This window comes from Stenotrophomonas sp. SMYL41 (genome assembly GCF_036319965.1).
Lineage (GTDB): Bacteria > Pseudomonadota > Gammaproteobacteria > Xanthomonadales > Xanthomonadaceae > Stenotrophomonas > Stenotrophomonas maltophilia_R.
This window is the reverse complement of the sequence record NZ_JAWIRX010000012.1, coordinates 69,001-94,593: the sequence shown is the minus strand read 5'-3', so window position 1 is coordinate 94,593 and position 25,593 is coordinate 69,001. Positions and strand designations below refer to the sequence as shown.

General features: G+C 67.8%; 16 protein-coding genes. 11 read left to right on the top strand and 5 right to left on the bottom strand.

The genetic code is table 11. The annotated features are described in order from the left end of the window. The first annotated feature begins 40 nt into the window (after positions 1-40). The 7 genes from V3B30_RS14775 (at position 41) to V3B30_RS14745 (ending at position 10,747) form a co-directional block, all read left to right on the top strand. Complete coding sequence (locus V3B30_RS14775) at positions 41-2,719, top strand: DUF2339 domain-containing protein (protein ID WP_262083779.1); 2,679 nt, start codon at positions 41-43, stop codon at positions 2,717-2,719. After that, a complete protein-coding gene (locus tag V3B30_RS14770) occupies positions 2,716-4,092 on the top strand; it encodes a DUF3999 domain-containing protein (protein WP_262083780.1) in 1,377 nt (458 codons plus the stop codon). The genes V3B30_RS14775 and V3B30_RS14770 overlap by 4 nt, the downstream gene beginning before the upstream one ends. A gap of 706 nt (positions 4,093-4,798) precedes the next feature. Then, complete coding sequence (locus tag V3B30_RS14765; protein ID WP_262083781.1) at positions 4,799-5,974, top strand: phosphoglycerate kinase; 1,176 nt, start codon at positions 4,799-4,801, stop codon at positions 5,972-5,974. Further along, the gene (locus tag V3B30_RS14760) at positions 5,971-6,624 is read left to right on the top strand and encodes an HAD hydrolase-like protein (RefSeq protein WP_262083782.1); all 654 of its coding nucleotides are present in this window, start codon (positions 5,971-5,973) and stop codon (positions 6,622-6,624) included. Before V3B30_RS14765 ends, V3B30_RS14760 begins: the two co-directional genes overlap by 4 nt. 180 nt (positions 6,625-6,804) lie before the next feature. Next, positions 6,805-8,271 (top strand): pyruvate kinase, encoded by a 1,467-nt coding sequence (gene pyk / locus V3B30_RS14755; RefSeq protein ID WP_049442695.1) that lies wholly within the window; start codon positions 6,805-6,807, stop codon positions 8,269-8,271. A gap of 196 nt (positions 8,272-8,467) precedes the next feature. Next, positions 8,468-9,472 (top strand): class I fructose-bisphosphate aldolase, encoded by a 1,005-nt coding sequence (locus tag V3B30_RS14750; protein WP_100473756.1) that lies wholly within the window; start codon positions 8,468-8,470, stop codon positions 9,470-9,472. Positions 9,473-9,601: 129 nt separating this feature from the next. Beyond that, positions 9,602-10,747 carry an ABC transporter substrate-binding protein gene (locus tag V3B30_RS14745; protein ID WP_100473755.1) on the top strand — a complete coding sequence of 382 codons (1,146 nt, stop codon included), beginning with the start codon at positions 9,602-9,604 and terminating at the stop codon, positions 10,745-10,747. 92 nt (positions 10,748-10,839) lie between these two features. Here the strand turns inward: V3B30_RS14745 and V3B30_RS14740 are convergent, their stop codons facing one another. Then, on the bottom strand, positions 10,840-11,439 hold the full coding sequence (locus V3B30_RS14740; protein ID WP_100473754.1) for an O-acetyl-ADP-ribose deacetylase: 600 nt from the start codon (positions 11,437-11,439) through the stop codon (positions 10,840-10,842). A 210-nt stretch (positions 11,440-11,649) separates the two neighbouring features. Then, positions 11,650-12,609, bottom strand: a complete 960-nt coding sequence (cysK, locus tag V3B30_RS14735; RefSeq protein ID WP_087923478.1) for a cysteine synthase A — start codon at positions 12,607-12,609, stop codon at positions 11,650-11,652. 208 nt (positions 12,610-12,817) lie between these two features. On the opposite strand from cysK, the gene V3B30_RS14730 reads away from it, so the two are divergent. Next, complete coding sequence (locus tag V3B30_RS14730) at positions 12,818-13,801, top strand: LysR family transcriptional regulator (RefSeq protein WP_262083783.1); 984 nt, start codon at positions 12,818-12,820, stop codon at positions 13,799-13,801. A 399-nt stretch (positions 13,802-14,200) separates the two neighbouring features. Here the strand turns inward: V3B30_RS14730 and V3B30_RS14725 are convergent, their stop codons facing one another. Beyond that, positions 14,201-14,749 carry a Dps family protein gene (locus V3B30_RS14725; RefSeq protein WP_100473664.1) on the bottom strand — a complete coding sequence of 183 codons (549 nt, stop codon included), beginning with the start codon at positions 14,747-14,749 and terminating at the stop codon, positions 14,201-14,203. Positions 14,750-14,835: 86 nt separating this feature from the next. Between V3B30_RS14725 and hrpA the strand changes: the two genes are divergently transcribed. Then, positions 14,836-18,918 (top strand): ATP-dependent RNA helicase HrpA, encoded by a 4,083-nt coding sequence (gene hrpA / locus V3B30_RS14720; protein WP_262082875.1) that lies wholly within the window; start codon positions 14,836-14,838, stop codon positions 18,916-18,918. 75 nt (positions 18,919-18,993) lie between these two features. On the opposite strand, the gene V3B30_RS14715 is transcribed toward hrpA, so the two are convergent. Further along, positions 18,994-19,518 (bottom strand): hypothetical protein, encoded by a 525-nt coding sequence (locus V3B30_RS14715; RefSeq protein WP_262082874.1) that lies wholly within the window; start codon positions 19,516-19,518, stop codon positions 18,994-18,996. Positions 19,519-19,648: 130 nt separating this feature from the next. Here V3B30_RS14715 and V3B30_RS14710 point away from each other — a divergent pair, with 130 nt between their 5' ends. Together V3B30_RS14710 and V3B30_RS14705 are read left to right on the top strand one after the other, a co-directional pair. Further along, complete coding sequence (locus V3B30_RS14710; RefSeq protein WP_262082873.1) at positions 19,649-21,805, top strand: bifunctional (p)ppGpp synthetase/guanosine-3',5'-bis(diphosphate) 3'-pyrophosphohydrolase; 2,157 nt, start codon at positions 19,649-19,651, stop codon at positions 21,803-21,805. Positions 21,806-21,835: 30 nt separating this feature from the next. Then, the gene (locus V3B30_RS14705) at positions 21,836-23,401 is read left to right on the top strand and encodes a hypothetical protein (protein WP_262082872.1); all 1,566 of its coding nucleotides are present in this window, start codon (positions 21,836-21,838) and stop codon (positions 23,399-23,401) included. Here the strand turns inward: V3B30_RS14705 and V3B30_RS14700 are convergent. Beyond that, positions 23,398-25,497, bottom strand: coding sequence for a glycosyltransferase (locus tag V3B30_RS14700; protein WP_262082871.1), 2,100 nt, complete (start codon positions 25,495-25,497; stop codon positions 23,398-23,400). The two genes, V3B30_RS14705 and V3B30_RS14700, sit on opposite strands and share 4 nt — an antisense overlap. Between the last annotated feature and the right edge of the window lie 96 nt (positions 25,498-25,593).

Sequence of the window (25,593 nt, the reverse complement as noted above, 5' to 3'; positions counted from 1 at the left end):
CCGCTGCCGCTGGGGCGCGGGAACGCAATGGAAGCACGCAATGGAAGCACTGATAGCCCTGGTCGTACTGGTCCTGCTGGCCATCCCGCTGCTGCTGGTAGTGGCGCTGGTGATGATCGCCGGCCTGCGCCGCCGCGTTGCTGCGCTGGAAAGCGCGATGACCGCCGCGCCTGCCGCCGCCAGGCCGGCCGCGACCGCGCCCGCGCCTGAACGGCCTGTGGCCACACCCGCAGCCAGTGCCGAGCCACCGTTCCTGCGGCCGGTCGCCGCTGCTGCGCCGCCCCCCCCGCAGCCACCGGTGCGCGAAGCCGCGCCCACCGAGGCGCCTGTTGCCCAACCTGTCGCGCCACCACCGGTACCGCCGGTGCCGGTGCAGCCGCCGCTGCCATCCGAACCGGCACTGCCCAACGTCATCGAGCGCGGCATCGGTGCGGTCAAGCGCTGGTTCACCGAAGGCAACGTGCCGGTCAAGATCGGCATGCTGGTGCTGCTGGCCGGCGTCGCTGCACTGCTGAAGTACGTCAGTGACCAGGGCTGGCTGGTATTGCCGATCGAACTGCGCCTGGCCGGCGTCACCGTGGGTGCGCTTGGCCTGCTGGCCTTCGGCTGGCACCAGCGCGAGCGCCGCCGCCTGTTTGCGCTGGCCTTGCAGGGCGGTGCCATCGGCGTGCTGCTGCTGACCATCTTCGCTGCATTCAAGCGCTTCGACCTGATTCCGCCGGGCGTCGCCTTCGCCAGTTCCATTGCACTGGTGGCCGGGCTGTGCGTGCTGGCGGTGGTGCAGAACTCGCGCACGCTGGCCGTGCTGGGCATCCTGGCCGGCTTCATGGCACCGCTGTGGCTGTCCACCGGCAGTGGCAACCACGTGGGGCTGTTCAGCTATTACGCGGTGCTCAACGCGGGCATCTTCGCCATCGCCTGGTTCCGCCCATGGCGCGCGCTGAACCTGCTGGGCTTCGCCTTTACCTTCGGCATCGGCACCTTCTGGGGCGTACTGCAGTACGCACCTGGCAAGTTCAGCAGCACCGAGCCGTTCCTGGTGTTGTTCTTCGTGTTCTACCTGCTGATACCGCTGCTGTACGCGCGCCGCCAGCCAGCCGGCCGGCGCGACCTGATCGATGGCAGCCTGGTGTTCGGCACGCCGCTGGTCGCGTTCTCGCTGCAGGCGGGCATGCTGCACGAGCAGCCGATGACGCTGGCACTGTGTGCGCTGGGCCTGGCCGCGATCTACGCGGTACTGGCACGGGCACTGATCGCGCGTGCGTCGTACACCATGCTGGCGCAGTCGCATGCCGTGCTTGCGGTGGGCTTTGCCACGCTGGCGGTGCCGCTGGCATTGTCGGCACGCGCCACCGGTGCAGTGTTCGCGTTGGAAGGTGCCGGCCTGGCCTGGCTGGGCCTGCGCCAGAAGCGCTGGCTGCCGCAGGTGTCTGGCGCGTTGCTGCAGATTGGCGCCGCATTCGCTTTCGTCGCCGGCGGCGACCACTGGCATGAGGATCTGCGTTTCCTGATCAACCCGACCGCCATTGGCGCGCTGTTGCTCGCCCTGGCCGGCTTCGCGTCGGCGTGGAGCTACCAGCGCAGGCCGCGTCATGAGATCGCACTGGTGTACTACCTGTGGGGCCTGCTGTGGTGGCTGGGTGGCCTGGTCCATGAGATCACCCGCTTCTTCCCCTACCGCACCGAAGCGGACGCGTTGCTGGTGCTGGCTGCGGTGACTGCATGGCTGGCCGCCGAAGTGCAGCGCCGCCAGCCGGCGCGTGCGCTGGGCGTGACCGCGCTGGCCATGCTCGCGCTGGGCTTCCCGCTGGCGCTGATGCAGAGCGATGCGCACCACCAGCCGTTCGCCGGCTACGGCGCGCTGGCCTGGGCGGTGTTCGCGGTGCTGGGCGTGCGTACCCTGCTGTGCCTGCGCCAGGGCGGCGATACCGTGGCCCGTGTCGCGCAGTTCCTGTGGTGGCTGCTGTGGCCATCGCTGCTATCGCTGCTGGCCCTGTGGGGCGGTGGCGAAGCCGATCTGGCGCAGGGCTGGACCACCCTGCTGGTGACCTTGCCGTGGCTGCTGATGGCGGCGCTGTCGCTATGGCGCTGGAACGCGCTGCGCTGGCCGCTGGGACAGGCCTTCGACAGCGTGCGCGTGCCGCTGCAATGCGTGCTGTTCGGCCTGCTGTCGATCGGTTGGCTGTTCGGCCAGCTGCTGCCGGGCGACGCCGCGCCGCTGTTGTGGCTGCCGGTGCTGAATCCGGCCGAGATCGGCCAGTGGTTGAGCCTGCTGCTGCTGGCGCGCTGGCTGTACGGCGATCAGCGACCGCAGGCACCGCAGGCATTGCTGAATATCCGCATGCCGCTGCTGGCACTGGCGGCCTTCGTCGCACTGACCAGCCTGGTGCTGCACGGCGTGCACCAATGGGGTGGCCTGTCGTGGAACGCCTCGATGATGCGCTTCAGCCTGGCGCAGACCAGCCTGACCGTGTTGTGGAGCGTGCTCGGCGTGATCGCCTGGGTGTGGGGTTCGCGTCGTGGCCAGCGTGTGTTGTGGATGGTCGGTGCCGTGCTGATGGGCGTGGTGCTGGCCAAGCTGGTTGTTGTCGATCGCCAGCACCTGGGCAATCTGCTGGGCATCGCATCGTTCATCGCCTACGGCCTGCTGTGCACGGTCGTGGGCTATCTGGCACCGGCACCGCCGAGCGCGGCGCCGTCCGTGGAGGAAAAACAATGAGGAAGTGGAGCAGGGCGCTGCTGCCGGCGATGTTCGGCATGCTGGCCGCCGTCGTGGTGCAGGCGGCCGATTACCGCACGCAGTATGCCGAGCAATGGCCGCTGACGTTGTCCAGTGCGCAGTCCGGTGCTTACCGCATCGTGCTGGAGCCGGCGATCTACCGCCGTGCCGTGAGCCCCGATCTCAGCGATCTGCAGGTGTTCAATGCGGCCAGCCAGTTGTTGCCGTCGGCACTGCTGGCACCGGACCAGCCGCTGGCGCAACCGCCTGTGCAGCGTGAACTGCCGTGGTTCGTGTTGCCGCCGTTGGCCGATGCCCAGCGCAACGACCTGCAGCTGCTGACCGAGCGCGATACCGATGGCCGCGTGCGCCGGGTCGAGGCACGGGTGAGTGGCGGGGCGGTGGCGAACGGGCAGGGCGGTTGGCTGATCGACGCCAGCATGCTGGACCAGCAGCCGTTGGCAGCGCTGGTGCTGGATTGGGCCGACAGCGGCCAGCCACTGCAGGCACAGGTACAGCTGGACGCCAGCGACGATCTGCAGCATTGGCGCTCGATTGGCAGTGACGTGCCACTGGTGGATCTGCAGCGCGCCGGCAAGCGCCTGCTGCAACGCCGGCTGCAGGTGGATGGCACGGCACGCTACCTGCGCGTGCTGGCGCAGGGCGATTCGCGCCTGCCGAGCCTGCGTGGCGTACTGGCGGAATTGCCGCCAGCGCCGGCGACCGTGCCGTGGGAATGGCTGTTGCTGGAGCCAACGTCGAAAGGCAAGGGCGAGTACACCTTCGAGATGGATGGCCGGTTCCCGGTGGCGCGCGCAGATGTGGCCAGCACCGACAACAGCCTGGTGCAATGGACGCTGTTCAGTCGCGATGACGAGAGTGCGGAGTGGCAGCGCCGCAGTGCACCGTGGATCGCCTACCAGGTGCAGCAGGGCGCGCAGGGCCAGCGCCAGCAGTCGGCGGCGCAGCCGTTGGGCGGCGTGCATCGTGACCGCTACTGGAAGCTGGTGGCGAATCCGGCGGAAACCGCCACCGCGCCGACGCTGCGCCTGGGTTACCAGCCGGAAGTGCTGGTGTTCCTGAGCCAGGGTGCAGCGCCCTACGCACTGGCGGTGGGCAGCGCGACCGCGCGTCGCACGGACGCGCCGATCGGGGTGCTGATCGAAGAGCTGCGGCAGCGCAATGATCCGTCGTGGCAGCCGACGCTGGCGCGACTGGAGGGCAGCCCGGAACCACTCGCCGGCGATGCGGCGCTGAAGCCGCAGCACGATTGGAAATCGTGGTTGCTGTGGGCGTTGCTGGGCCTGGGCGTGCTGGTGGTGGGTGGGCTGGCGCTCAGCCTGCTTCGGCAGAAGCCGGCGCCTTCGGAATAGGTTCCGGCGAACGGCGCAGCCCCTCGTGGGTGGCCGCGTAAAGCAAAAGCCGCGCTTGGCCGGGCGGGTGGGCTGGGCAGGGGACGCCGCAAGTACGTCCCTGTAGGCTTAGCCGCGCCATCCATGGCGCGGATACCCCTGCCCAGTCCACCCGCCCGGCCTCTGACAGTTTCCGTGTGCGTCCACCCACGGAAGAGAAATAAGAAGAGCAAGAGCGGAAGCGGGTCGATTCGCTCGACGACCCTCGGGGCCAGATCCGTTTTCCGTAGGAAAACGGATCTGACCGCTTCGTTCTTCATCCGACACCACACACTGCTTGTGCCTTTGCCATCCGCTCTGCCTCATGAACCTGTCGAGGCCGGGGCGGTGTGGGCTGGCAGGGGTGTCCGCGGCATGGATGCCGCGGCCAAGCCCCCATGGGTGAGGGTGCTTTGCTTGCGAAGCACTGCTTCGCAAGCGCCCGAACGCACAGCCGCCAGCGGCTGGGCCGGACCGCGGAGCGGGGTTTACGGCGTCCCCTGCCAGCCCACACCACCCCGGCCCATTCACAGCACCACGAAGCGCCAGCACTTTGGCTTTGGCCGTTGCCGTTGCTGTTGCCCTGCGCCTCTGCCTGCCGCAGGCATCGACCCTCCCGCCAGCCGCACCCGATACAATGGCCGCCTGCCGTAGCCCGGCATCCCGTCCCTGAGCCAAAGAGTTGCCCATGTCCATCGTCCGCATGACCGACCTCGACCTCTCCGGCAAGCGCGTGCTGATCCGCCAGGATCTGAACGTGCCGATCGAGAATGGCCGCATCACCTCCGAACAGCGCATCACTGCTTCGCTGCCGACGCTCAAGCGCGCGCTGGAGCAGGGCGCGGCGGTGATGGTCACCTCGCACCTGGGGCGCCCGAAGGAAGGCGTGTGGAGCGAGGCCGACTCGCTGGCGCCGGTCGCGCAGCGCCTGTCCGCGCTGCTGGGCCGCGAGGTTCCGCTGGTGCGTGACTGGGTCGACGGTGTCGACGTGCAGCCGGGCCAGCTGGTGCTGCTGGAAAACTGCCGCATGAATGTCGGCGAGGGCAAGGACGACGAAGCCCTGTCGAAGAAGTACGCCGCCCTGTGCGATGTGTTCGTGATGGATGCCTTCGGTACCGCACACCGCGCGCAGGCCTCGACCCATGGCGTCATCCGCTTCGCCCCGGTGGCGGCCGGTGGCCCGCTGCTGATGGCCGAGCTGGACGCGCTGGCGCAGGCGTTGGACGCACCGGCCAAGCCGCTGCTGGCCATCGTCGCCGGCAGCAAGGTCAGCACCAAGCTGGAACTGCTGGCCAACCTGGTCGGCAAGGTCGACCAGCTGATCGTCGGTGGTGGCATCGCCAACACATTCATCGCTGCCGCCGGTTACAACGTCGGCAAGTCGCTGTATGAGCCGGACCTGCTGGACACCGCGAAGAAGATCGTCGCTGACGCCAAGGCACGTGGCGCCGATATCCCGCTGCCGGTCGACGTGGTCACCGCCAAGCAGTTCATGCCGGACGCTGTTGCCGAAGTGAAGGCGGTCGACGCTGTCGCCGAGGACGATCTGATTCTGGACATCGGCCCGCAGACGGCCGCGCAGTACGCACAGCTGATCGAGAAAGCCGGTACTGTGGTCTGGAACGGTCCGGTCGGTGTGTTCGAGTTCGAAGCCTTCAGCAAGGGCACCGAAGCGCTGGCCCGCGCCATCGCGAGCTCGAAGGCATTCTCCATCGCCGGCGGCGGTGACACCCTGGCGGCGGTCGACAAGTTCGATATCGCCCAGCAGGTCAGCTACATCTCCACCGGCGGTGGCGCGTTCCTGGAGTTCCTGGAAGGCAAGACCCTGCCGGCTGTCGCCGCGCTCGACGCGCGCGGCGCATGAGTGCTGAGCGCAGCAAGGATGTCCTGTTCTTCGACCTCGACGGCACGCTGATCGATTCGCAGGTGGGCATCACCGCCTGCATCGCCTATGCGCTGCAGAAGATGGACCATCCGGTGCCGCCGCAGGAGACGCTGCTGGGCTGGATCGGTCCGTCGCTGCGTACCACCTTCGCGCCGTTGTTCGTCGAGCCGGCGCGGGTAGAGCAGGCGGTGGGCTACTACCGTGAGCGTTTCGACGTCGAAGGCTGGCGCGAACACACGGTATACCCGCAGGTGGAAGACACGCTGCGCACGCTGCATGGCCGTGGCCATCGCCTGGCGGTGGTCACCGCCAAGAACGAGCCGCACGCGCGCCGCATCCTCGCCCATCTGCCGTTCGGTGGGTTGTTCGAGGAGATCGTCGGTTCGACTCTGGACGGCTCGCGCAGCCACAAGCCGGAACTGGTCGGCGAGGCATTGCGTCGGCTGCAGGTACAGCCCGCGCAGTGCTGGATGATCGGCGACCGCCGCATGGACATCGAAGGCGCGCGCCATCATGGCCTGCGAAGTGTCGGTGTGCTGTGGGGCTTTGGCCGTGAGGAGGAACTTACCGCCGCCGGTGCTGGCCAGCTCGCCCGTGAGCCGGCACAGCTGGAAACGCTGTTGGTCTAGCCTGCTGCTGCAGAGCCGAGCCCGTGCTCGGCTCTGCAGAACCGCTCCCTGCGCCAGCGTATGTCCGGACCATGTCCGTTCCATGACCCGCGGAGTCAGGCAGCACAAGGCTGTAACCGTATACATGCGGCGTGAAGGATGTGCTAATTTCCGTTCTTTAACGGGAGAGGCCCATCCACCATGTTCGAGCGTCAGCGCCGCACCAAGATCCTTGCCACCCTCGGTCCGGCTACCGATCCGCCGGGCGTGCTGGAGGATCTGTTCCGCGCCGGCGTCAATGTGGTGCGCCTGAACTTCAGCCATGGCGATCCGTCCGGCCAGGCCAAGCGTGCCGCCGAAGTGCGTGCCGCTGCGGCCCGTGTGGGCGTGGAAGTGGGCATCCTGGCCGACCTGCCGGGCCCGAAGATCCGCATCGAGCGCTTCGCCGAAGGCAAGGTGCAGCTGAAGGCTGGCGACCGCTTCGACCTGATCGCCAGCGAGAACGCCGGCCCGGGCACGGCCAGCCAGGTGGGCGTGAGCTACCTCGGCCTGCCGCAGGACGTGGGCCCGGGGGATGTGCTGCTGCTCGACGACGGCCTGATGCAGCTGCAGGTGGTGGAAGTGCAGGGCGACCGCATCGTCAATACCGTGCTCAACGATGGCGTGCTGTCCGACCGCAAGGGCCTGAACAAGCAGGGCGGCGGCCTGTCGCTGGGCGCGCTGACCGAACGTGACAAGGAACTGATCGGCATCGTTGCCAAGATCGGCGTCGACTTCATCGCCGTGTCGTTCTGCCGCAACGCGCAGGACATGAACGACGCGCGTGACATTGCCCGCTCGCACGGCTGCGATGCCGCACTGGTGTCGAAGATCGAGCGTACCGAGGCGATCGAGAACCTGGAAGAAATCGTCGAGGCCAGCGACGTGGTGATGGTCGCCCGTGGCGACCTCGGCGTGGAAATCGGCGATGCCGAGCTGCCGGGCCTGCAGAAGAAGATCATCAAGGCCTCGCTGGCGCAGAACAAGGTGGTGATCACCGCCACGCAGATGCTGCAGTCGATGGTGGAAAGCCCGATCCCGACCCGTGCCGAAGTGCTGGACGTGGCCAACTCGGTCATCGACGGTACCGATGCGGTGATGCTGTCGGCGGAAACCGCCGCCGGTGCCTACCCGGTCAAGGCCGTAGAAGCGATGGCGCGCATCTGCCTGGGGGCCGAGCGCCAGTTCCAGACCGAGACCGACTTCAACGCCTCGCCGCGCAACCTGGAACGTGCCGACCAGGCCATTGCCATGGCCACCATGTTCCTGTCGCAGCACGTGGGCGTGCGTGCGATCGTGGCGATGACCGAATCCGGTGGCACCGCGCGCTACCTGTCGCGTTTCCGCGCCAAGGCGCCGGTGTTCGCGGTGACCCGCCATGACGGCGCCCGTCGCCAGATGGCGCTGATGCGCGATGTCTACCCGATCAACTTCGACAGCCGTGGCCTGACTCCGCGCGAAGCCGCGCGCGGCAGCATCCGCCTGCTGGTCGAATCCGAGCTGCTGCAGGCCGGTGACCGCGTTGTGTTCACCAGCGGCGAGCACATGGAAACCCTGGGTGCGACCAACACCCTGCGCCTGCTGGAAGTGGGCGAAGACGGCCGCGCCAGCGGCCTGGGCGACCTGTAAGGAGTGTTGGCCCGGGATCGGAGCCGCGTTGCGGGTCTGACCCCAAAGTCAGATCCCCGCAGGGCCTCTGACCCCATGCCGCAGGACATCTTTTGTCCTGCGCCGGCATGGAAGCGTTTCCATCCTGTCCTCCACGGCGAGGCAACGGGCGGCGGGGCTATACTTACGTTTTTCCCGCACCCGCCACAGGAAATACATGAGCATCGAACAGCTGGCTGAAACCGCCCAGGCCATGGTCGCCCCGGGCAAGGGCATCATCGCGATCGACGAATCCACCGCTACCATCGCCAAGCGTTTCGCCGGCGTCGGTATCGAGAACACCGAGGAGAACCGTCGCGCCTACCGCGAACTGCTGCTGACCACGCCGAAGCTCAACGAGCACATTTCCGGCGCCATCCTGTACGACGAAACCATCCGCCAGTCGACCAAGGACGGCGTGCCGTTCGCCAAGTACATGGCCGACCACGGCATGATTCCGGGCATCAAGGTGGACAAGGGTGCGCACCCGCTGGCCGGCTGCCCCGGTGAGCTGGTCACCGAAGGCCTGGACGGCCTGCGCGAGCGCCTGCAGGAGTACTACAAGCTGGGTGCGCGCTTCGCCAAGTGGCGCGCGGTGATCAACATCGGCGAAAGCATCCCGTCGGGCACCTGCATCGAGTCCAACGCCCACGCACTGGCCCGCTATGCAGCGCTGTGCCAGGAATGCGGCCTGGTGCCGATGGTCGAGCCGGAAGTGATCATGGACGGCGACCACGACATCGAGACCTGCTACGAAGTCACCGAAGCCACCCTGCGCTCGCTGTTCGACGCCCTGTACCAGCAGAACGTGCTGCTGGAAGGCACCATCCTGAAGGCCTCGATGGTCATCTCCGGCAAGGGCTGCGACGAGCAGGCCGACGTCGAGGAAGTGGCCGAGTCGACCGTGATGTGCCTGAAGAGCACCGTGCCGGCGATCCTGCCGGGCGTGGTGTTCCTGTCCGGTGGCCAGAGCGACGAGCAGTCCACCGAGCACCTGAACGCGATGAACCAGCTGGGCAACCTGCCGTGGCCGCTGAGCTTCTCCTACGGCCGCGCCATGCAGCAGGCCGCGCTGAAGCTGTGGGCCAAGGACATGAAGGGCAACTACGCCGCTGCCCAGAAGACCGTGTACGAGCGCGCCAGGGACAACGGCCTGGCCGCGCTGGGCAAGTGGAACGGCTGATCCGTCCTCTTGCAGGATGAACAGGGCAACGCCGGCTTTACGCCGGCGTTTGCTTTTGCGGGTATCTTTTCCGCCCCCGCATGCCCGGCCGGCATGCGGGAACCACATGGAAGGCCAAGGAGAAACAACATGCGTTTGGCAGCACTCACACTGGCCGTTGCCACGGTCCTGGTCGCCGGCGGTTGCAACCGCATCGGCGGCGGCGCGGACGCGGGCAAGGCCGCGTCGCTCGATTTCGACAAGCCGGTGTCCGGCGAGATCACCTCGCGCAGCGGCATCAACTACAACGACGGCAGCCACCACCAGCTCTACCAGATCAAGCTGGAAGACAAGGAACTGGTCGGCATGAAGCTCACCGGTGCGCTCAGCGGCTCGATCGCGGTGTTCAACAACGGCACCCTGGTGTCCACCAGCAACACCGGTTACGAGCGCGAGGGCGATGTTTCGCTGGCATTCCGCGCCAACGGCGGCGGCACCTATCAGGTGGCCGTCAACGCCGATGGCCCGACCGCCTTCGGCCCGTACCGCCTGCGCGCCGAGAAGCTGAAGCCGTACGACGGCAAGCCGCTGGTGGGCAGTGGCGAGATCGTCGACATGCTGGCCGGTGATTCGCAGGACTACACCCTCCAGGTGGAAAAGGAAGGCCTGTACGAGATCCGCCTGGTGTCGGACGTGTTCGATCCGGTGCTCAAGCTGTCGGGCCATGGCGTGGATGCGGAGAATGACGATGGCGGCGACAGCACCAACTCGCGCCTGAACCTGGTACTGAAGCCGGGCAAGTACACCCTGACCGCACGCGGCCTCGGTGACGGCGTCAACGGCATGTTCACCCTGTCGGCCAACCGCATCGAAGTGCCGGGCAACCTGATCGAGCGTGACGGGACCGCACTGCCGACCTCGGGCAGCGCGTATACCATGCTCGACAACGAAGGCAGCCGCCGCTTCCTGCTGACCCTGGATCGTCCGGCCGATGTCCGCCTGGATGCGATCTCGGGCCAGGTCGATACCGTGCTGCGCGTGGTTGGCGGCGATGTGGAACTGACCGACGACGACGGTGGCAACGGCACCAATGCGCGCCTGGAAGAAACGCTGCCGGCCGGCCACTACACCGTCGACGTGTCCAGCCTGAACAATGGCGCGGGCCTGGTGGAAGTGCGCGTGCAGGTGGATGGCGCCAGCGCCGCGGGCGCCGCCGCCTCAGCCGCGCGTGCTGCTGCCGACGCTGCGGCAGTCGTGGCCGAAGATGCTGCTGCGGTGGAGGCGGCCAGTCGTTGAGCATGATCCGCGCAATGCGTGGATGAAAGCTGCGGTGCAATGGAAAAGGCCGGGCAACGCCCGGCCTTCTCTTTTGCGTCCCATGCTGCGGATCAGTGTGCGACGGCGAAGCCTGCATCGCCCAGCGGGGGCAGCATCGACGCGCGAGCTTCACTCTCAGTATTCTGTCCAGCGGCAGCCAGCGCCTGCTGGTAAGCCTTGGCCGTGGCCGTATTGAACGCCACCAGCACGATGCGCATCGGCTGCGCATGGCTGCGCTGCCAGGCCAGCGTTTCGGTCACAGCGACCTGCGCGGCCTGGTACAAAGGGTAGCCGTACACGCCACAGCTGATCGCCGGGAACGCGATCGACTGCACACCCAGCGACTCGGCCAGCTGCAGCGATTTCCAGTAGCAGTTGGCCAGCAGCGCAGGTTCGTCGCGCTGGCCGTCATGCCAGACCGGGCCGACCGTGTGCAGTACATGCCGCGCTGGCAACGCATGCGCACCGGTGGCGCGCACTTCGCCGGTCGGGCAGCGCACGCCGGGGCGAAGCTCCGGCAACTGCTCGCACTCGGCCAACAACGCCGGGCCCGCGGCGCGATGGATCGCACCGTCGACACCGCCGCCACCGAGCAGTGTTTCGTTGGCCGCGTTGACGATCGCATCCACCGCCAGGGTCGTGATGTCGCCCTGCCAAACCTCGATCTTCATGCGTCCGTCTCCTGCCTGTGAGGTGTTCCGCGCAGCATCTGCGCCGGCTGTTCCCACGGTAGGGGACAGGGCATCGATACTGCGTCATGACCGTCTCACCTGCTGCGATCCGACGGCCTTCACGCACGATGGCGTGCGACGCCTTCACGCAGGCTGAAGCAGAAAGGGGTCAGCCCCTTTTCCGCACGGAAAGGGATCCGATCCTGCGCATCACGGCAGGCCGGCCAGCCAGTCGTCGTCGGACCCTTCGTTCACATCGGCGAACAGCGGCGTGGAGAAATAGCGTTCACCGGTGTCCGGCAGCATCGCCAGGATCACCGAGCCCGGTTCAGCGCGGGCAGCCACGTCCAGTGCGCTGGCGACAGTTGCGCCGGCGGAGATGCCGACGAAAATGCCTTCCTCTGCTGCCAGGCGGCGCGCGGTGGCGATCGCGCGGTCATCGTCGACCGAGACCAGTTCGTCCACCACATCGCGGTTGAGCACGTCCGGCACGAAGTCCGGGGTCCAGCCCTGGATCTTGTGCGGCTTCCAGTCATCGCCCTTGAGCAGGGCGGCGCCGGCCGGCTCGGTGGCGATGATGCGGGTCTGCGGGCGCGCGACCTTCAGCACTTCGCCAACACCGGTGAGCGTGCCGCCGGTGCCCCAGCCGCTGACGAAGTAGTCCAGCCGCTTGCCGGCGAAGTCGCGCAGGATTTCCGCGGCAGTGGTGTTGCGGTGATACGCCGGGTTGGCCGGGTTGGCGAACTGGCTGGCCAGGAACCAGCCGTGCTGTTCGGCCAGTTCGGCCGCCTTGCGTACCATGCCGCTGCCGCGCTCGGCGGCCGGGGTCAGGATCACTTTGGCACCGTAGGCGCGCATCAGCTTGCGGCGTTCCACCGAGAAGGTCTCGACCATGGTCGCCACGAACTTGTAGCCGCGCGCGGCGGCGACCATCGCCAGCGCCACGCCGGTGTTGCCCGAAGTCGCCTCCACGATGGTGTCACCCGGCTTGAGCAGGCCACGCGCTTCGGCGTCGAGGATGATCGCCAGCGCCAGGCGGTCCTTCACCGAGCCGCCCGGATTGAACGACTCGACCTTGGCGTAGACGCTGACCTGCGGGGGCGCCAGGCGCTGCAGCCTGACGATGGGGGTGTTGCCGACGGTATCGAGGATGGAGTCGTACAGGGCCATGGAAGCGCTCCGGAAACGGGGCCGCGCCGGGCTTCGGCGGGCGAAGGGGGACGGCTGGCCGTTCAGGCCAGCGGCTGCCGGCTGACCGTAGCGCCGGCATATGACGCCCGGAAATGACCAGATACCTTTCTTAAACAACCTTTGGTTATAAGCTGGTGACGGCAATTGACCCTAGAGTGGACCTCCGCCCCACGCCGCCTGCCTGCCCATGACGCTGACCCAGCTGCGCTACCTGGTTGCCATCGCCGACGCCGAGCTGAACATCACGCTGGCCGCCTCGCGCGTGCACGCCACCCAGCCTGGCCTGTCCAAGCAGCTCAAGCAGCTGGAGGACGAGCTGGGTTTCCTGTTGTTCGTGCGCAAGGGCCGCAGCCTGGAGTCGGTCACCCCGGCCGGCACCGAGGTGATCGCCCGTGCCCGCGCGGTGCTGGCGGAGGCCAACAACATCCGCACCTACGCGGCCAACCAGCGCCGTGAGAGCCAGGGCCAGCTGATCCTGACCACCACCCACACCCAGGCGCGCTTCGTGCTGCCGCCGGCGGTGGCAGCGATCAAGCAGGCTTACCCGCAGGTCAGCGTGCACCTGCAGCAGGCCGGTGAAGCCGACGCGCTGGACCGCTTGAACCAGGGGGATGCCGATATCGCGATCATCAGCACCGCTGGCGGTGAACCCACTGATGGCGTTGCAGTGCCGCTGTTCCGCTGGCGGCGGCTGGTGGTGGTACCCAAGGGCCACCCGCTGGACCGCGCCGGGCGTGCACCGGACCTGGCCGCGTTGGCCCGGCAGCCATTGATCAGCTACGAATCCTCGACCCGCCCGAATTCCTCGCTGCAGCGCGCCTTCGCCGCCCATGCCCTGGTGCCGGATCTGGCGCTGACCGCGCTTGATGCCGATCTGATCAAGACCTATGTGCGTACCGGCCTGGGCGTGGGCCTGCTGGCCGAGATGGCGGTCAGTTCCAACGACGAAGACCTGAAGGCCTGGCCGGCCCCGGCCCCGATTGCCGAGTGCATCGCGTGGGCAGTGCTGCCACGCGACCGGGTGCTGCGTGATTACGCGCTGGAGCTGGTGCACGTGCTGGCACCGCAGATTGATCCACGCGACCTGCGGCGGGTGCTGGACGGCAACCAGGCGGCGGCGTGGCCGGTGCCACCGACCTGGGAGTCGCTGACCCAGACCATCACGGTGTGAGGTGGGTCGAGCAGGGCTTGCAGCCCCACCTCTGACAGATTCCGATGGCTGTTGGTAGGTGTCGACCTTGGTCGACACGGTAGATCCACGCCATGCGTGGATGAAGCTGTCAGATATCGAAATACATCTGGGGTCAGATCCGTTTTCCTTCGGAAAACGGATCTGACCCCGAGAGTCGTTCCGACAGATCGCGGAGAACTGTCGAAGGCGGGGTGGGTCCGGTTGCGGGGGCGTGAGCGCCATGGATGGCGCGACCGAGCCTACATGGACGTATTTACGGCGTCCCCCGCAACCGGACCCACCCCGCCTACCCACAGGAAACCAGCTTTTGCTCCGGTTGTTGCCTTTGCCGTTACCTCTGCGGGTGCAGGGCGCAGCCCTGCCGAGCCCCCCAAACCCTTACTGGAGCAGCGAGCGCAGCATCCAGGCGTACTTCTCGTGCGTCTGCAGGCGCTGGGTCATCAGATCCTCGGTCGGGGCGTCGTCACCCTTGGCCGCCACCTCCAGCACTTCACGTGCCGTACGGCAGACCGCTTCGTTGGCGACCACCAACTGGCGTACCATTTCACGCCAGTCCGCACTGTCGGTCAGGCCCGGTTCCTCGGCGATCGAGGTCAGCGCAGCGAATTCCCGGTAGGAGCCCGGGGCATTGAAGCCCAGCGCGCGGATGCGCTCGGCCACGTCGTCCAGTGCCGCCCATTGCTCGGTGTACTGCGTCTCGAACATGGTGTGCAGCGAGTTGAACATCGACCCGGTCACGTTCCAGTGGAAGTTGTGGGTCTTCAGGTAGAGCGTGAATGCATCGGCCTGGAAGCGCGACAGACCGTCGGCGATCTTCTTGCGGTCGCCCTGGGTGATCCCGATATCGATGTTCGGCGCCGACGGTGCCGCCGTTGCCAGCTTCTGCTTGCCGGTCTTGGCCTTGGTCGTGCTCTTGGTCTTCGCCATGGGGTTCCTCCTTGTGGAATCGTTGGCCTTCACAGTAAATCAGTCTCGATGACTGGTCGCTTTCAAAGTTTTGAACGAACCGATTGATGAACGCTATCGATAAAAATCCGACGTCCCGCCTGCGCCAACAGCGCGCCGCCATCGACGGTGCGATGAGCCGCGACCGGGGCCGTTTGCTGGGGATGCTCTCGCGTTGCCAGGCCAAGCCACAGGATGCGGCACTGGCCGCCACCTTCGAGCAGGCCTTGCAGGCGTCGGTGCAGCGCCGGCAGGTCCGGGCGCTGCAGCAGCCGTCCATTACTCTGGACCCGCAGCTGCCGATTGCGCGTGAAGCCGACGCCATCATCGAGCTGATCCGCGACCACCAGGTCGTGGTGATCGCCGGTGAAACCGGCTCGGGCAAGACCACCCAGCTGCCGAAACTGTGCCTGGCCGCCGGCCGTGGCCAGGCCGGCATGATCGGCTGCACCCAGCCGCGACGGATTGCCGCACGTGCGGTGGCCAGTCGCGTGGCGCAGGAACTGCAGAGCGAACTGGGCCAGCTCGTCGGTTACCAGGTGCGCTTCAACGACAAGGTCAGCGACGACAGCCGCATCAAGTTCATGACCGACGGCATCCTGCTGGCGGAGATCGCCAGTGACCGTTGGCTGTCGAACTACGACACGATCATTGTCGACGAGGCGCACGAACGCAGCCTCAACATCGATTTCCTGCTGGGCTACCTGAAGCAGCTGCTGCGCAAGCGCCCGGACCTGAAGCTGATCGTGACCTCGGCCACCATCGACACCGAGCGCTTCGCCCAGCATTTCGACAATGCGCCGGTGATCAGCGTGGAAGGCCGCACCTATCCGGTGGAAGTGCGCTATCGCGCGCTGGAAGGCGAGGGCGAAGACCAGGGCGAGCGCACCGTCAACGATGCCATCGTGTCGGCCATCGACGAGATCACCCGCCTGGATGCGCGTGGCGACGTGCTGATTTTCCTGCCGGGCGAGCGCGAGATCCGCGATGCGCACCAGTCGCTGGAGCGCCGCAAGTACCGCAATACCGAGGTGCTGCCGCTGTACGCGCGCCTGTCCAACCAGGACCAGGACCGGGTGTTCAATCCCGGTCCGAACCGGCGCATCGTGCTGGCCACCAACGTGGCGGAAACCTCGCTGACGGTGCCGCGCATCCGCTACGTGGTCGATCCGGGCTTCGCCCGCGTCAAGCGCTACAGCCCGCGCAACAAACTCGATCGCCTGCACATCGAGCCGATCTCGCAGGCCAGCGCCAACCAGCGCAAGGGCCGTTGCGGGCGTATCGCCGAGGGCATCTGCTACCGCCTGTATGCAGAGGCCGACTTCCAGGCGCGGCCGGAGTTCACCGATCCGGAAATCCGTCGTTCCAGCCTGGCCGGGGTGATCCTGCGCATGCTGCAGCTGGGCCTGGGCCGTATCGAGGAGTTCCCGTTCCTGGAAGCACCGGACGAGCGCGCGGTGGCAGACGGCTGGCAGCAGCTGACCGAACTGGGTGCGATCGACGCCGAGCGGCGCATGACCACCATCGGCAAGCAGATGGCACGCCTGCCGGTGGACGTGAAGCTGGCGCGCATGCTGGTGGCCGCGCAGGCCGCCGGCTGCCTGCGGCCGATGCTGGTGATCGCCTCGTTCCTGGGCATCCAGGACCCGCGCGAGCGCCCACCGGAAGCGCGCGGCGCTGCCGACAGTGCGCATGCACAGTTTGCCGATGGCCGATCTGAATTCGTTGGTGTGCTGCGCCTGTGGGATGCCTACCGGCAGGCCCATGAAGACCTGACCCAGTCCAAGCTGCGTGACTGGTGTGGTCGGCATTTCCTCGGTTTCCTGCGCATGCGCGAATGGCGCGAGCTGCATCGCCAGCTGCGCCTGCTGTGCGAGGAACTGGGCTGGAAGGAAGAGGCCAACGAAATGGCGATGGCGCCATTGCTGGCCGGCAGCAGTGCACCGGCCCCGGTGCGCGATGATGCCGCTGCAGTGAAGGCCACCCGTGGGCAGCTGCACCGTGCCGCGCGCCTGGCCCGCGAAGGCAAGGCGGAAACCGCCCCGGCGGCGGTGGCCGTGCGTGCGCAGAAGGAACAGGTGCCGATTGGCGGCGGCTTCAGCGAGCGCGCGCGTGCCGCCGCCTACCAGACCCTGCACCGGGCGTTGGTGGCGGGCCTGCCGACACAGATCGGCCATCGCACCGAGAAGGGCGACTTCCAGGCGCCGCGGCAGCGCCGTTTCCTGCCGTTCCCGGGCTCGGCGCTGTCCAAGCGGCCGCCGCCGTGGCTGCTGGCTGCCAATCTGCTGGATACGCAGAAGGTGTGGGGCATGACCCTGGCCGCGATCGAGCCGGACTGGGTGATTGCCGAATTGCCGCACCTGCTGTTGCGCAAGCACTTCGACCCGCACTGGTCGCGCGCGCAGGGCCAGGTGCTGGCCTCCGAGCAGATCAGCCTGTTCGGCCTGGTGCTGGCCCCGAAGAGGCCGGTGCACTACGGCCGCATCGCGCCGGGCGAGGCGCACGACATCTTCGTGCGCCAGGCGCTGGTGACGGGCGAGATCAACACCCGCGCCAGCTTCGTGGCCGACAACCAGAAAGTGCTGGAGATCGCCCGCGAGGAAGAAGCCAAGCTGCGCCGCGCCGGCATCGTGGCTGACGAGGACTGGCAGGCGCGCTGGTACCTGGACCGGGTGCCGCCGCAGATCCATTCGGCTGCCGGCCTGGATACGTGGTGGAAGGGGCTGGCGCCGGAGCAGCGCAAGACCCTGCACTGGTCGCTGGTCGATCTGTTGCCGGGTGAGGGCAGCGAACAGGAGCGCTACCCGAAGTACCTGCCACTGGGCCAGGCGCGCCTGCCACTGCACTATCGCTTCGAGCCGGGAGCCGACGATGACGGCGTGACCCTGGACGTGCCGCTGCACCTGCTCAACGCGCTGGACCCGGTGCAGCTGGGCTGGCTGGCGCCGGGCTTCGTCGCCGACAAGGCCTCGGCACTGATCCGCAGCCTGCCCAAGGCGATGCGGCGCAATTACGTGCCGGCACCTGACTTCGGACGCGCCTTCTTCGAGGCGTTCCCGCAGCCCAGCGCCGATGCCATCACCGGCGAACTGGCGCGTTTCCTGTCACGTGCCACCGGTGCGACGGTGACGGCGCTGGATTTCGAACCCGGTTCGATCGAACCGCACCTGCACATGAACCTGCGCCTGCGCGACGAGCACGGCAAGGTGCTGGCAACCTCGCGCGACCTTGATGCGTTGCGCGCGAAGTTTGGTGGCCGTGCCGGCGATGCCTTCGCTGCACGTGCCGGCCGCGAGATGGCGGCCGATGGCCTGCGTACGTTCCCGGCGACGCCGATTCCGCTGCAGGTGCCGGGTGAAGCCGGCGTGCCGGCCTATCCGGCGTTGCTGGACGAGGGCGACAGCGTGGCGCTGCGCATCTTTGCCGACCGGCAGCAGGCGCAGGAGGCTCATCCGCTGGGCGTGCGCCGCCTGCTGGAGATCGCGTTGGCCGAGAAGGTCAAACAGGCGCGCAAGCAGTTGCCGGTCGGTGCCAAGACCGGCCTGCTGTATGCCGCGATCGAATCGCAGGAACGCCTGCGCGGTGATCTGGTCGATGCGGCGATGAACGCGGTGCTGGCCGAGGGCCTGGAAGACATCCGCGATGCGGCGGCCTTCGAGCAGCGCCGCGAGCATGCCGCCAAGGCGCTGTTCGGCGAGGCGATGTCGCGGCTGAAGCTGGCCGAAACCATCCTGGCACTGGTGGCGGAACTGAAGCCGATGCTGGAAGCACCGTTGATGGGCTGGGCGCGCGGCAACCTGGACGATATGGAGGCGCAGCTGGCGGGCCTGATCCATCCCGGTTTCCTGCGTGATACGCCGGCCGATGCACTGGCGCAGTACCCGCGCTACCTGAAGGCGATGATCCTGCGCACCGAGCGCGCCAAGCGTGATCCGCCGCGCGACCAGGCACGCATGCTGGAACTGCATCCATTCCTGGAGGCGCTGGAGACCGGCGAGCAGCAGGGGCTGCGCGACCGGCCGCAGTGGCAGGCCCTGCGCTGGGATCTGGAAGAACTGCGGGTATCGCTGTTCGCCCAGGAGCTGGGCGCACGTACCGGCATTTCGGCGAAGAAGCTGGCGCAGCGGGTGGCCGCACTGCGCCAGGCGTAAATGCGTGCAATGGCCGCCCCGTCGGGCGGCCATTGCCGCCGGGCATGGACCCGGCGCGGTCGGAATGCCCGGGTGTTACTTGGTGCGGCGAACCTTCGGCTGCACGTTCACACCGTCCACCTTCATGTACCAGGCTCCCATCACGCCGGGGCGCATGCTGACGTTCGGGGCTTCCTTGCGGCCGCCGGAATAGTGCGTGGCATCTATCTGCTCCCACTCCTGGCCGTTCTGCAGTACGTAGCGGCGGCCCTGGCCGAAGCCACGGAATTCGCCCTGCAGGTTGCTTTCGATCGGCTCGCTGCTGCCGAAGTCGAGGAAGCCCCGGTTCTTCTTGATCACTTCCTGGCGGCCTTCTTCGCGCGCTGCGGCGACGGCCTGCGTAGTGGCTGCCTCCACTTTGCCCTGCAGCCAGCGATTGAGCGTGGCCAGTTCGTTGGCACTGAGCTTTTCCAGGCCGGCGGCCTTGAACTCGGCGGGCGACATCTGATGCTGCAGGTCGCCCTCCACCACGCGCTGGGCCAGCGCTGGCGCGGAAAGGAACAGCAGCACGGCGGCACAGGCCAGCATCCGTGGACGGACGCGCAGGGCAATGGAAGGCATGGCAGGTCTCTCCTGGGTGTGCTGGCGAGTGTAGCGGCATGTCTTCATGCCGGGTGATGGTGGCCGCGGTGATTGTCCCTGAACGGCGCCGGCGCTAGTGTAGGGGCCTCTGCCTTACCTGCTCGATGCTGTGAACCGCGCTTCCGTCCCTGGCCTGGATGCCTTGTTGAACCGTCCCTCGGCAGCCGTGCTGCCTGCTCCGCTGCGCCAGGCCCTGCGTGAGCAGTGGGAAGCGCCGGACTGCGACCACCAGATGCGCGCCACCTGGTCGGTGCTGGGCGATACCCTTGATGCGCTGGCGATGCTTTCGGCCGACGAGGGAGCGGTGGTGGCAGCTTTGCTGTTCGACCTGCCGGGCCTGCGCGCCAGCCTGGACCCGCTGCCGCTGGGCAGCCACAAGGCGGCGGTGATCGGCCTGCTCGATGGCCAGGACGCTGCAGATCCGGTGTGGGCACTGCATGCCGGCCGTGAGGCCGGGCGCAACAGTGAAGGGCTGCGCCGGCTGCTGCTGGCGATCATCCGCGACCTGCGCGTGGTACCTATCCTGCTGGCACGCCAGCTGGCGCGGATGCGTGCGGCCGACAAGCTGGATGACGAGCAACGCCGCGCGCTGGCGCAGCTGACCCGCGACATCCACGCGCCCCTGGCCAACCGCCTGGGCATCTGGCAGCTGAAGTGGGAGCTGGAGGACCTGGCGTTCCGCCACCTGGAACCGGAGACCTATCGCCGCATCGCCCGCGAGGTGGACGAGACCCGAATCGCACGCGAGCGCTATGTCGAGAACGTCAAGAAGGTGCTGTCGCGCGAGCTGGTCGCGCAGGGCATCACGGCCGAAGTCAGCGGCCGCCCGAAGCACATCTACAGCATCTGGCGGAAGATGCAGAAGAAGCGGCTGGCGTTCGACCAGCTGTACGACATCCGCGCAGTGCGGGTGATGGTGGACGACGTCGCCGCCTGCTACGCCGCGCTGGGCGTGGTGCACGCGCTGTGGGCGCCGGTGCCGAGCGAGTTCGACGATTACATCGCCCGACCCAAGGCCAATGACTATCGCTCGCTGCATACCGCCGTGGTCGGCCCGGAAGGGCGCACCATCGAAGTGCAGATCCGTACCCATGAGATGCACTCGCAGGCCGAGCTGGGCGTGGCCGCGCACTGGAAGTACAAAGAGGGTGGCAAGGGCGCGGAGAAGTCCTTCGACCGCAAGATCACCTGGATGCGCCAGCTGCTGGAACAGGCGCAGGACGGGCAGGGCAATGAACTGGCCGGGGCGCTCGATGCCGAGCTGACCGAGGACCGGGTCTATGCGCTGAGCCCGAAGGACGAGGTGCTGGACCTGCCGCAGGGGGCCACGCCGCTCGATTTCGCCTACCAGGTGCACACCATGGTCGGGCACCGCTGCCGCGGCGCGAAGGTCAACGGCCGTATCGTGCCGCTGACCTATCGGTTGCGCAGCGGCGACCGCGTCGAGATCCTGACCGGCAAGGAAGCCGACCCGCGCCGCGACTGGCTGATGCCGGCCAACGGCTTCCTGGCCAGCAACCGGTCACGTGAGAAGGTACGCAGCTGGTTCCACAAGCTGGACCGTGCGCGCAACGTGCAGGCCGGTCGCGAGCTGCTCGAGCGCGAACTGAAGCGGCTGGGCCTGCAGCACTCGGACCTGGCCGTCGCCGCGAAGAAGTTCCATGCCGACAGTGTCGATGACCTGTACATCCAGGTCGCGCTGGGCGATACCGGCCCGAACCAGGTCAGCCGTACGCTGCTGGAAGCGGAGCGTGCCGCCAGCCAGCCGGCGCCCGCGCCGAGCCTGCCGCGGCCGACCGCGCGCCGCGAGAACCTGGGCAAGTCCAAGTTCACCGTGCAGGGCGTGGGCAACCTGCTGGTGCAGCTGGCACGCTGCTGCCAGCCGGTGGCCGGCGAGCCGATCATCGGTTACCTGACCCGTAGCCGTGGTGTCACCGTGCATCGTGCAGACTGTGCCGCGCTGGCCCGGCTGGCAGCCACCAGTCCGCAGCGCATCCTGCCGGTGGAGTGGGGCCAGGCCGGCGGCGGCTACGAAGTGGACGTGGTGGTCACTGCCGTCGACCGCCGCTGGCTGCTGAAGGACATCACCAACCTGATCGCCCAGGAAGACGCCTACGTGCTCGACATCCACAGTGACAACGTGCGCAACAGTGGCCGTGCCCACCTGCGGCTGCGCCTGAAGGTCAGCGACTACGGGCAGTTGTCGACCCTGCTGGGCAAACTGGATGCGCTGCCGGGCGTGAGCGAGGCGCGTCGCCTCGGCTGAGCTTCACGCTGCCCCGGCTACCCTGCACGCATGGAACGCGAGCCCCCGCATCGCCCGCATGGCGCTGAACACCCTGCGCTGGACCGCGTCCGTCGCGAGGGCCGTTGGTGGTGGCTGCAGGCGCGCCATGCGCGCCGGGTGTGGCGCTGGGCGCTGCTCGCAGCGCTGGCGGTGTTCGTGCTGCTGGTGCTGCTGCGCAAGCCGCTGGCCGACTGGTTCTGGGATGAGCCGCAGATCGAGCAGCTGCTGGCCGAGGGCGATCGTGCACTGGCTGCCGGTCGCCTGAGCGATGCCGATGGCAGTGGTGCGCGCGAGCGCTACCAGGCGGTGCTGGCGCTGGACGGTGATCGCCCGCAGGCGCGCCAGGGCCTGGCCAGTACCGGCGCGGCAGCACTGCAGCAGGCGCGCGATCGCCTGCAGGCTGGTGACCTGGACGGCAGCGCGCAGGCGCTGGCGCTGGCCCGTGAGCTGCAGGTGCCACAGGGCGAAGCCGATGCAGTCGCCCGCCAGCTGCAGGCGCGACGCAGCGCCGGAGCGGGTATTGGTGCGTTGTTGGCACAGGCGCGCAACGCGTTCGCAGCCGGACGCCTGGATGACGGCGACAGCAGTGCGTTGCCCTTGTTCCAGCGCATCCTCGCCTTGCAGCCGGACAACCTGCCGGCGCTGGAAGGGCGCGAAGATGCGCTGAGCGACCTGCTGCTGCAGGCGCGCACGCTGGCGGGGCGCGGAGAGCTGGCCGAGGCCGCCGCGATCCTGCGTCGTGCCCGCCAGTTCGATGCCGGTCATGCCGATCTGCCGGCCAGCGAGGAAGCCCTGGCGCGGGCGGTCGAGCAGCGCTTGCGGCAGGCACAGCGCGCATTGCAACGGCAGCAGCTGGAAGCAGCGTCCAAGGGCTTCCTGGCGGTGCTGGCGGTGGCTGCCGATGATGCCAACGCCCAACGGGGGCGTGAGCAGGTGCTGCAGGCAGTGCTGGCGCGCAGCCAGAAGCGCGCCGACGATTTCCAGTTCGATGCGGCGCAACGTGATGCGGCGCTGGCGGTGGAGCTGGGGGCTTCGCAGGCAGTACGGCAACAACTTGCGCAGCGCCTGCAGCGTGCGCAGCAGGCGCAACAGGCCCTGCAGCAGCCCGCGATCAGTAAGGCGCAGCGCGAACGCCAGCTGCGCGACCACCTGCGCAAGATCGAACGCGCCGAGCGTGCAGGGCAGTGGATCAGCCCACCGGGGCACAGCGCGTTCGACGCGCTGCGCGAAGCACAGTCATTGGCCCCCCGCGACGCGCGGGTGAAGGCCGCTGCAGCACGCCTGCTGCCCGCCAGTCGCCGCTGCTTCGACGACAATCTGCGGCAGAACCGGGTACAGGCGGCAGGCGCCTGCCTGCAGGCCTGGCAGACGCTGTCACCGACCGCAGCGGGCCTGCCCTCGGCGCGGCTGCGGTTGGCCCAGCGCTGGCTGGCGATCGGCAGCGAACGGCTCGGCAATGGCGACCTGGCCTTTGCTGCGCGCGCCGCCGAACAGGCGCGGTTGCTGCAACCGGACCTGGCCGAACTGCCGGCATTCGAAGACCGCCTGCGTCGCGCCGGCGGACGTGCGGACTAGGCGAAGAACACCCGCTGCACGGTCGCGCGGGCGGCATCAAGTGAGAAATGCTGGGCGACGTTGGCCAGGCCTGCATCGGACAGCTGCTGCCACAGCTGCGGATCCTGGTACAGGCGGATCACCGCATCGGCGAAGCCGGCGGCGTCATCGGCCACCAGCACGTCCTGGCCCGGGTGCAGGTGCATGCCTTCCACGGCACAGGTGGTACCGACCACCGGCTGGCCATGGGCCATGCTCAGGTTGATCTTGCCCTTCACGCCGGCGCCGAACCGCAGCGGCGCAATGGCAATGCGCGCACCGTCCATGTAGGGGGTGATGTCTTCGACGAACCCGTGCATCTGCACGCCCGGCTGGCGTGCGGCAAGCGCCAGCAACGACTCCGGCGCCGCAGCACCGATGCAGTGCAGGCGCACCTCGGGCAGCCGGGCGCGGATGCGGGCGAAGACCTCGCCGATGAACCATTCCATGCCATCCAGGTTCGGTGGATGACGGAAACCACCGACAAACACCAGGTCGCGCCGCTGCTCGAACACGGCACCGGCACCAGCGACCTCGTGCAGGTTGGAGATCAGCTCCACCCGCACCCGCGGTGCGTCGGACTGCAGCTGCTCCCGTTCGGCCGCACTGACCAGCACGGTGATGTCGCACTGCTCCATCACGGCCAGTTCGCTGCTTCGGGTACGTTCGGCTGCACGCAGCAGGGTTGCGTCGCCGGCCACTTCGGCACCGCGGCGTTCGCGCAGGTAGTGCAGGTCAACGGTGTCGAATACGGTGCGTGCCTGCGGCGCATAGCGCTTGAGCAGCGGCAGGCATTCATGGGCTACATGGTGACGCACCATCATTGCCACGTCGAAACGCGATCCGTGGTTGCGCAGCCAGCCGGCCACGCCGTCCAGGAAGGGCGCGTACCAGACTTCCACGCCCATGCGTTGCAGCGCTTCGGTGGCCGCACCGGCATGCTCGCGCCGGGTCGGTACGAACACCACGTGGGCACCGCCCTGCAGCAGCAGGCGGATCAGATTGACCTGGCGCAGCGACCCGGAATCGCGATCCGGTTGAGGTACTTCCTCGTCCAGGATCAGCACCTGGCGCCGGCCGCGCAGCAGCAGCGCCGGAGACGGCACTTCGCCGACCGCCGGATGTCGGCCCAGTTCGGTAGCCCAGCGGGCGGCGAAGATGGCCTGGTTGCGCACCTGGTAGGCCTTCACCCCGCTGCCGGTGTCGGTACCGTTGCTGGTGCCTTCGTCGTGGATCACCCGGCTGGCCGGCTGCACCAGCACGCGCAGGCCCTGTGCACGCACGCGGAAGGCCAGGTCGGTGTCCTCGTAGTACGCCGGCTTGTAGCGGGTATCGAAGCCATCCAGCTGCTGCCAGAGGGCGCGCGGCAGCATCAGCGCCGCCCCCGAGCAGTAGTCGACGTCGCGCAGGCTGGCAAAGCGCGGATCATCGGCGGCCTCGAAGCGGCCGTAGCTCCAGCCACTGCCATCGGCGAAGATCACCCCGCCTGATTCCTGCAGGCGGCCATCGGGGTACAGCAGCTGGCTGCCGACCAGGCCGGCGTCGGGCATGCTGCCGAAGGTGCCCAGCAGGGCATCGAGCCAGCCTGGCTGCGGCACCGTATCGTTGTTGAGCAGTACCACGTAGCGGCCGCGCGCGCGCGACACACCGTCATTGCAGGCTTCAATGAAACCGCCGTTGTGCTCGCGCACTTCATAGCGCAGCCCGGCCACCTGCGGCATCCACTGCGCGGTGGCGTCGCTGCTGCCGTCATCCACCACCAGGATCTCGCACGCGGCCGCCGGCGGGTACGCCGCCAGGGCGCGCAGGCAGGCCAGCGTGTGGTCGACGTGGTTGTAGACCGGAATGACGATGCTTACCTCCGGCGACTCGCTGAACGGCACCGTGAAGGGGGTGAAATCCTGTGCCGGCGGCAGGAACAGCGGCGTGCGCGGAGCGGGAACGGCGCGCTGGGTATGCACGCGGATGCGCTGCCAGGTGGCCCGCCACCCACGGGTGCGCAGGCTTGCCAGGCTCCGGCGGGCCAGGCCCGACAGGCGGTTGATCAGGTATCGGATCTCGGCCAGGGACATCGCCATCCGGTTGCAACTCCAGCTTAAGCAGGGGAACCCGGGAGAATTCGCCAGCCGCAGTGGCTGGGGTAGACTCGCCAGACCCTACATTCTCGCATTCCC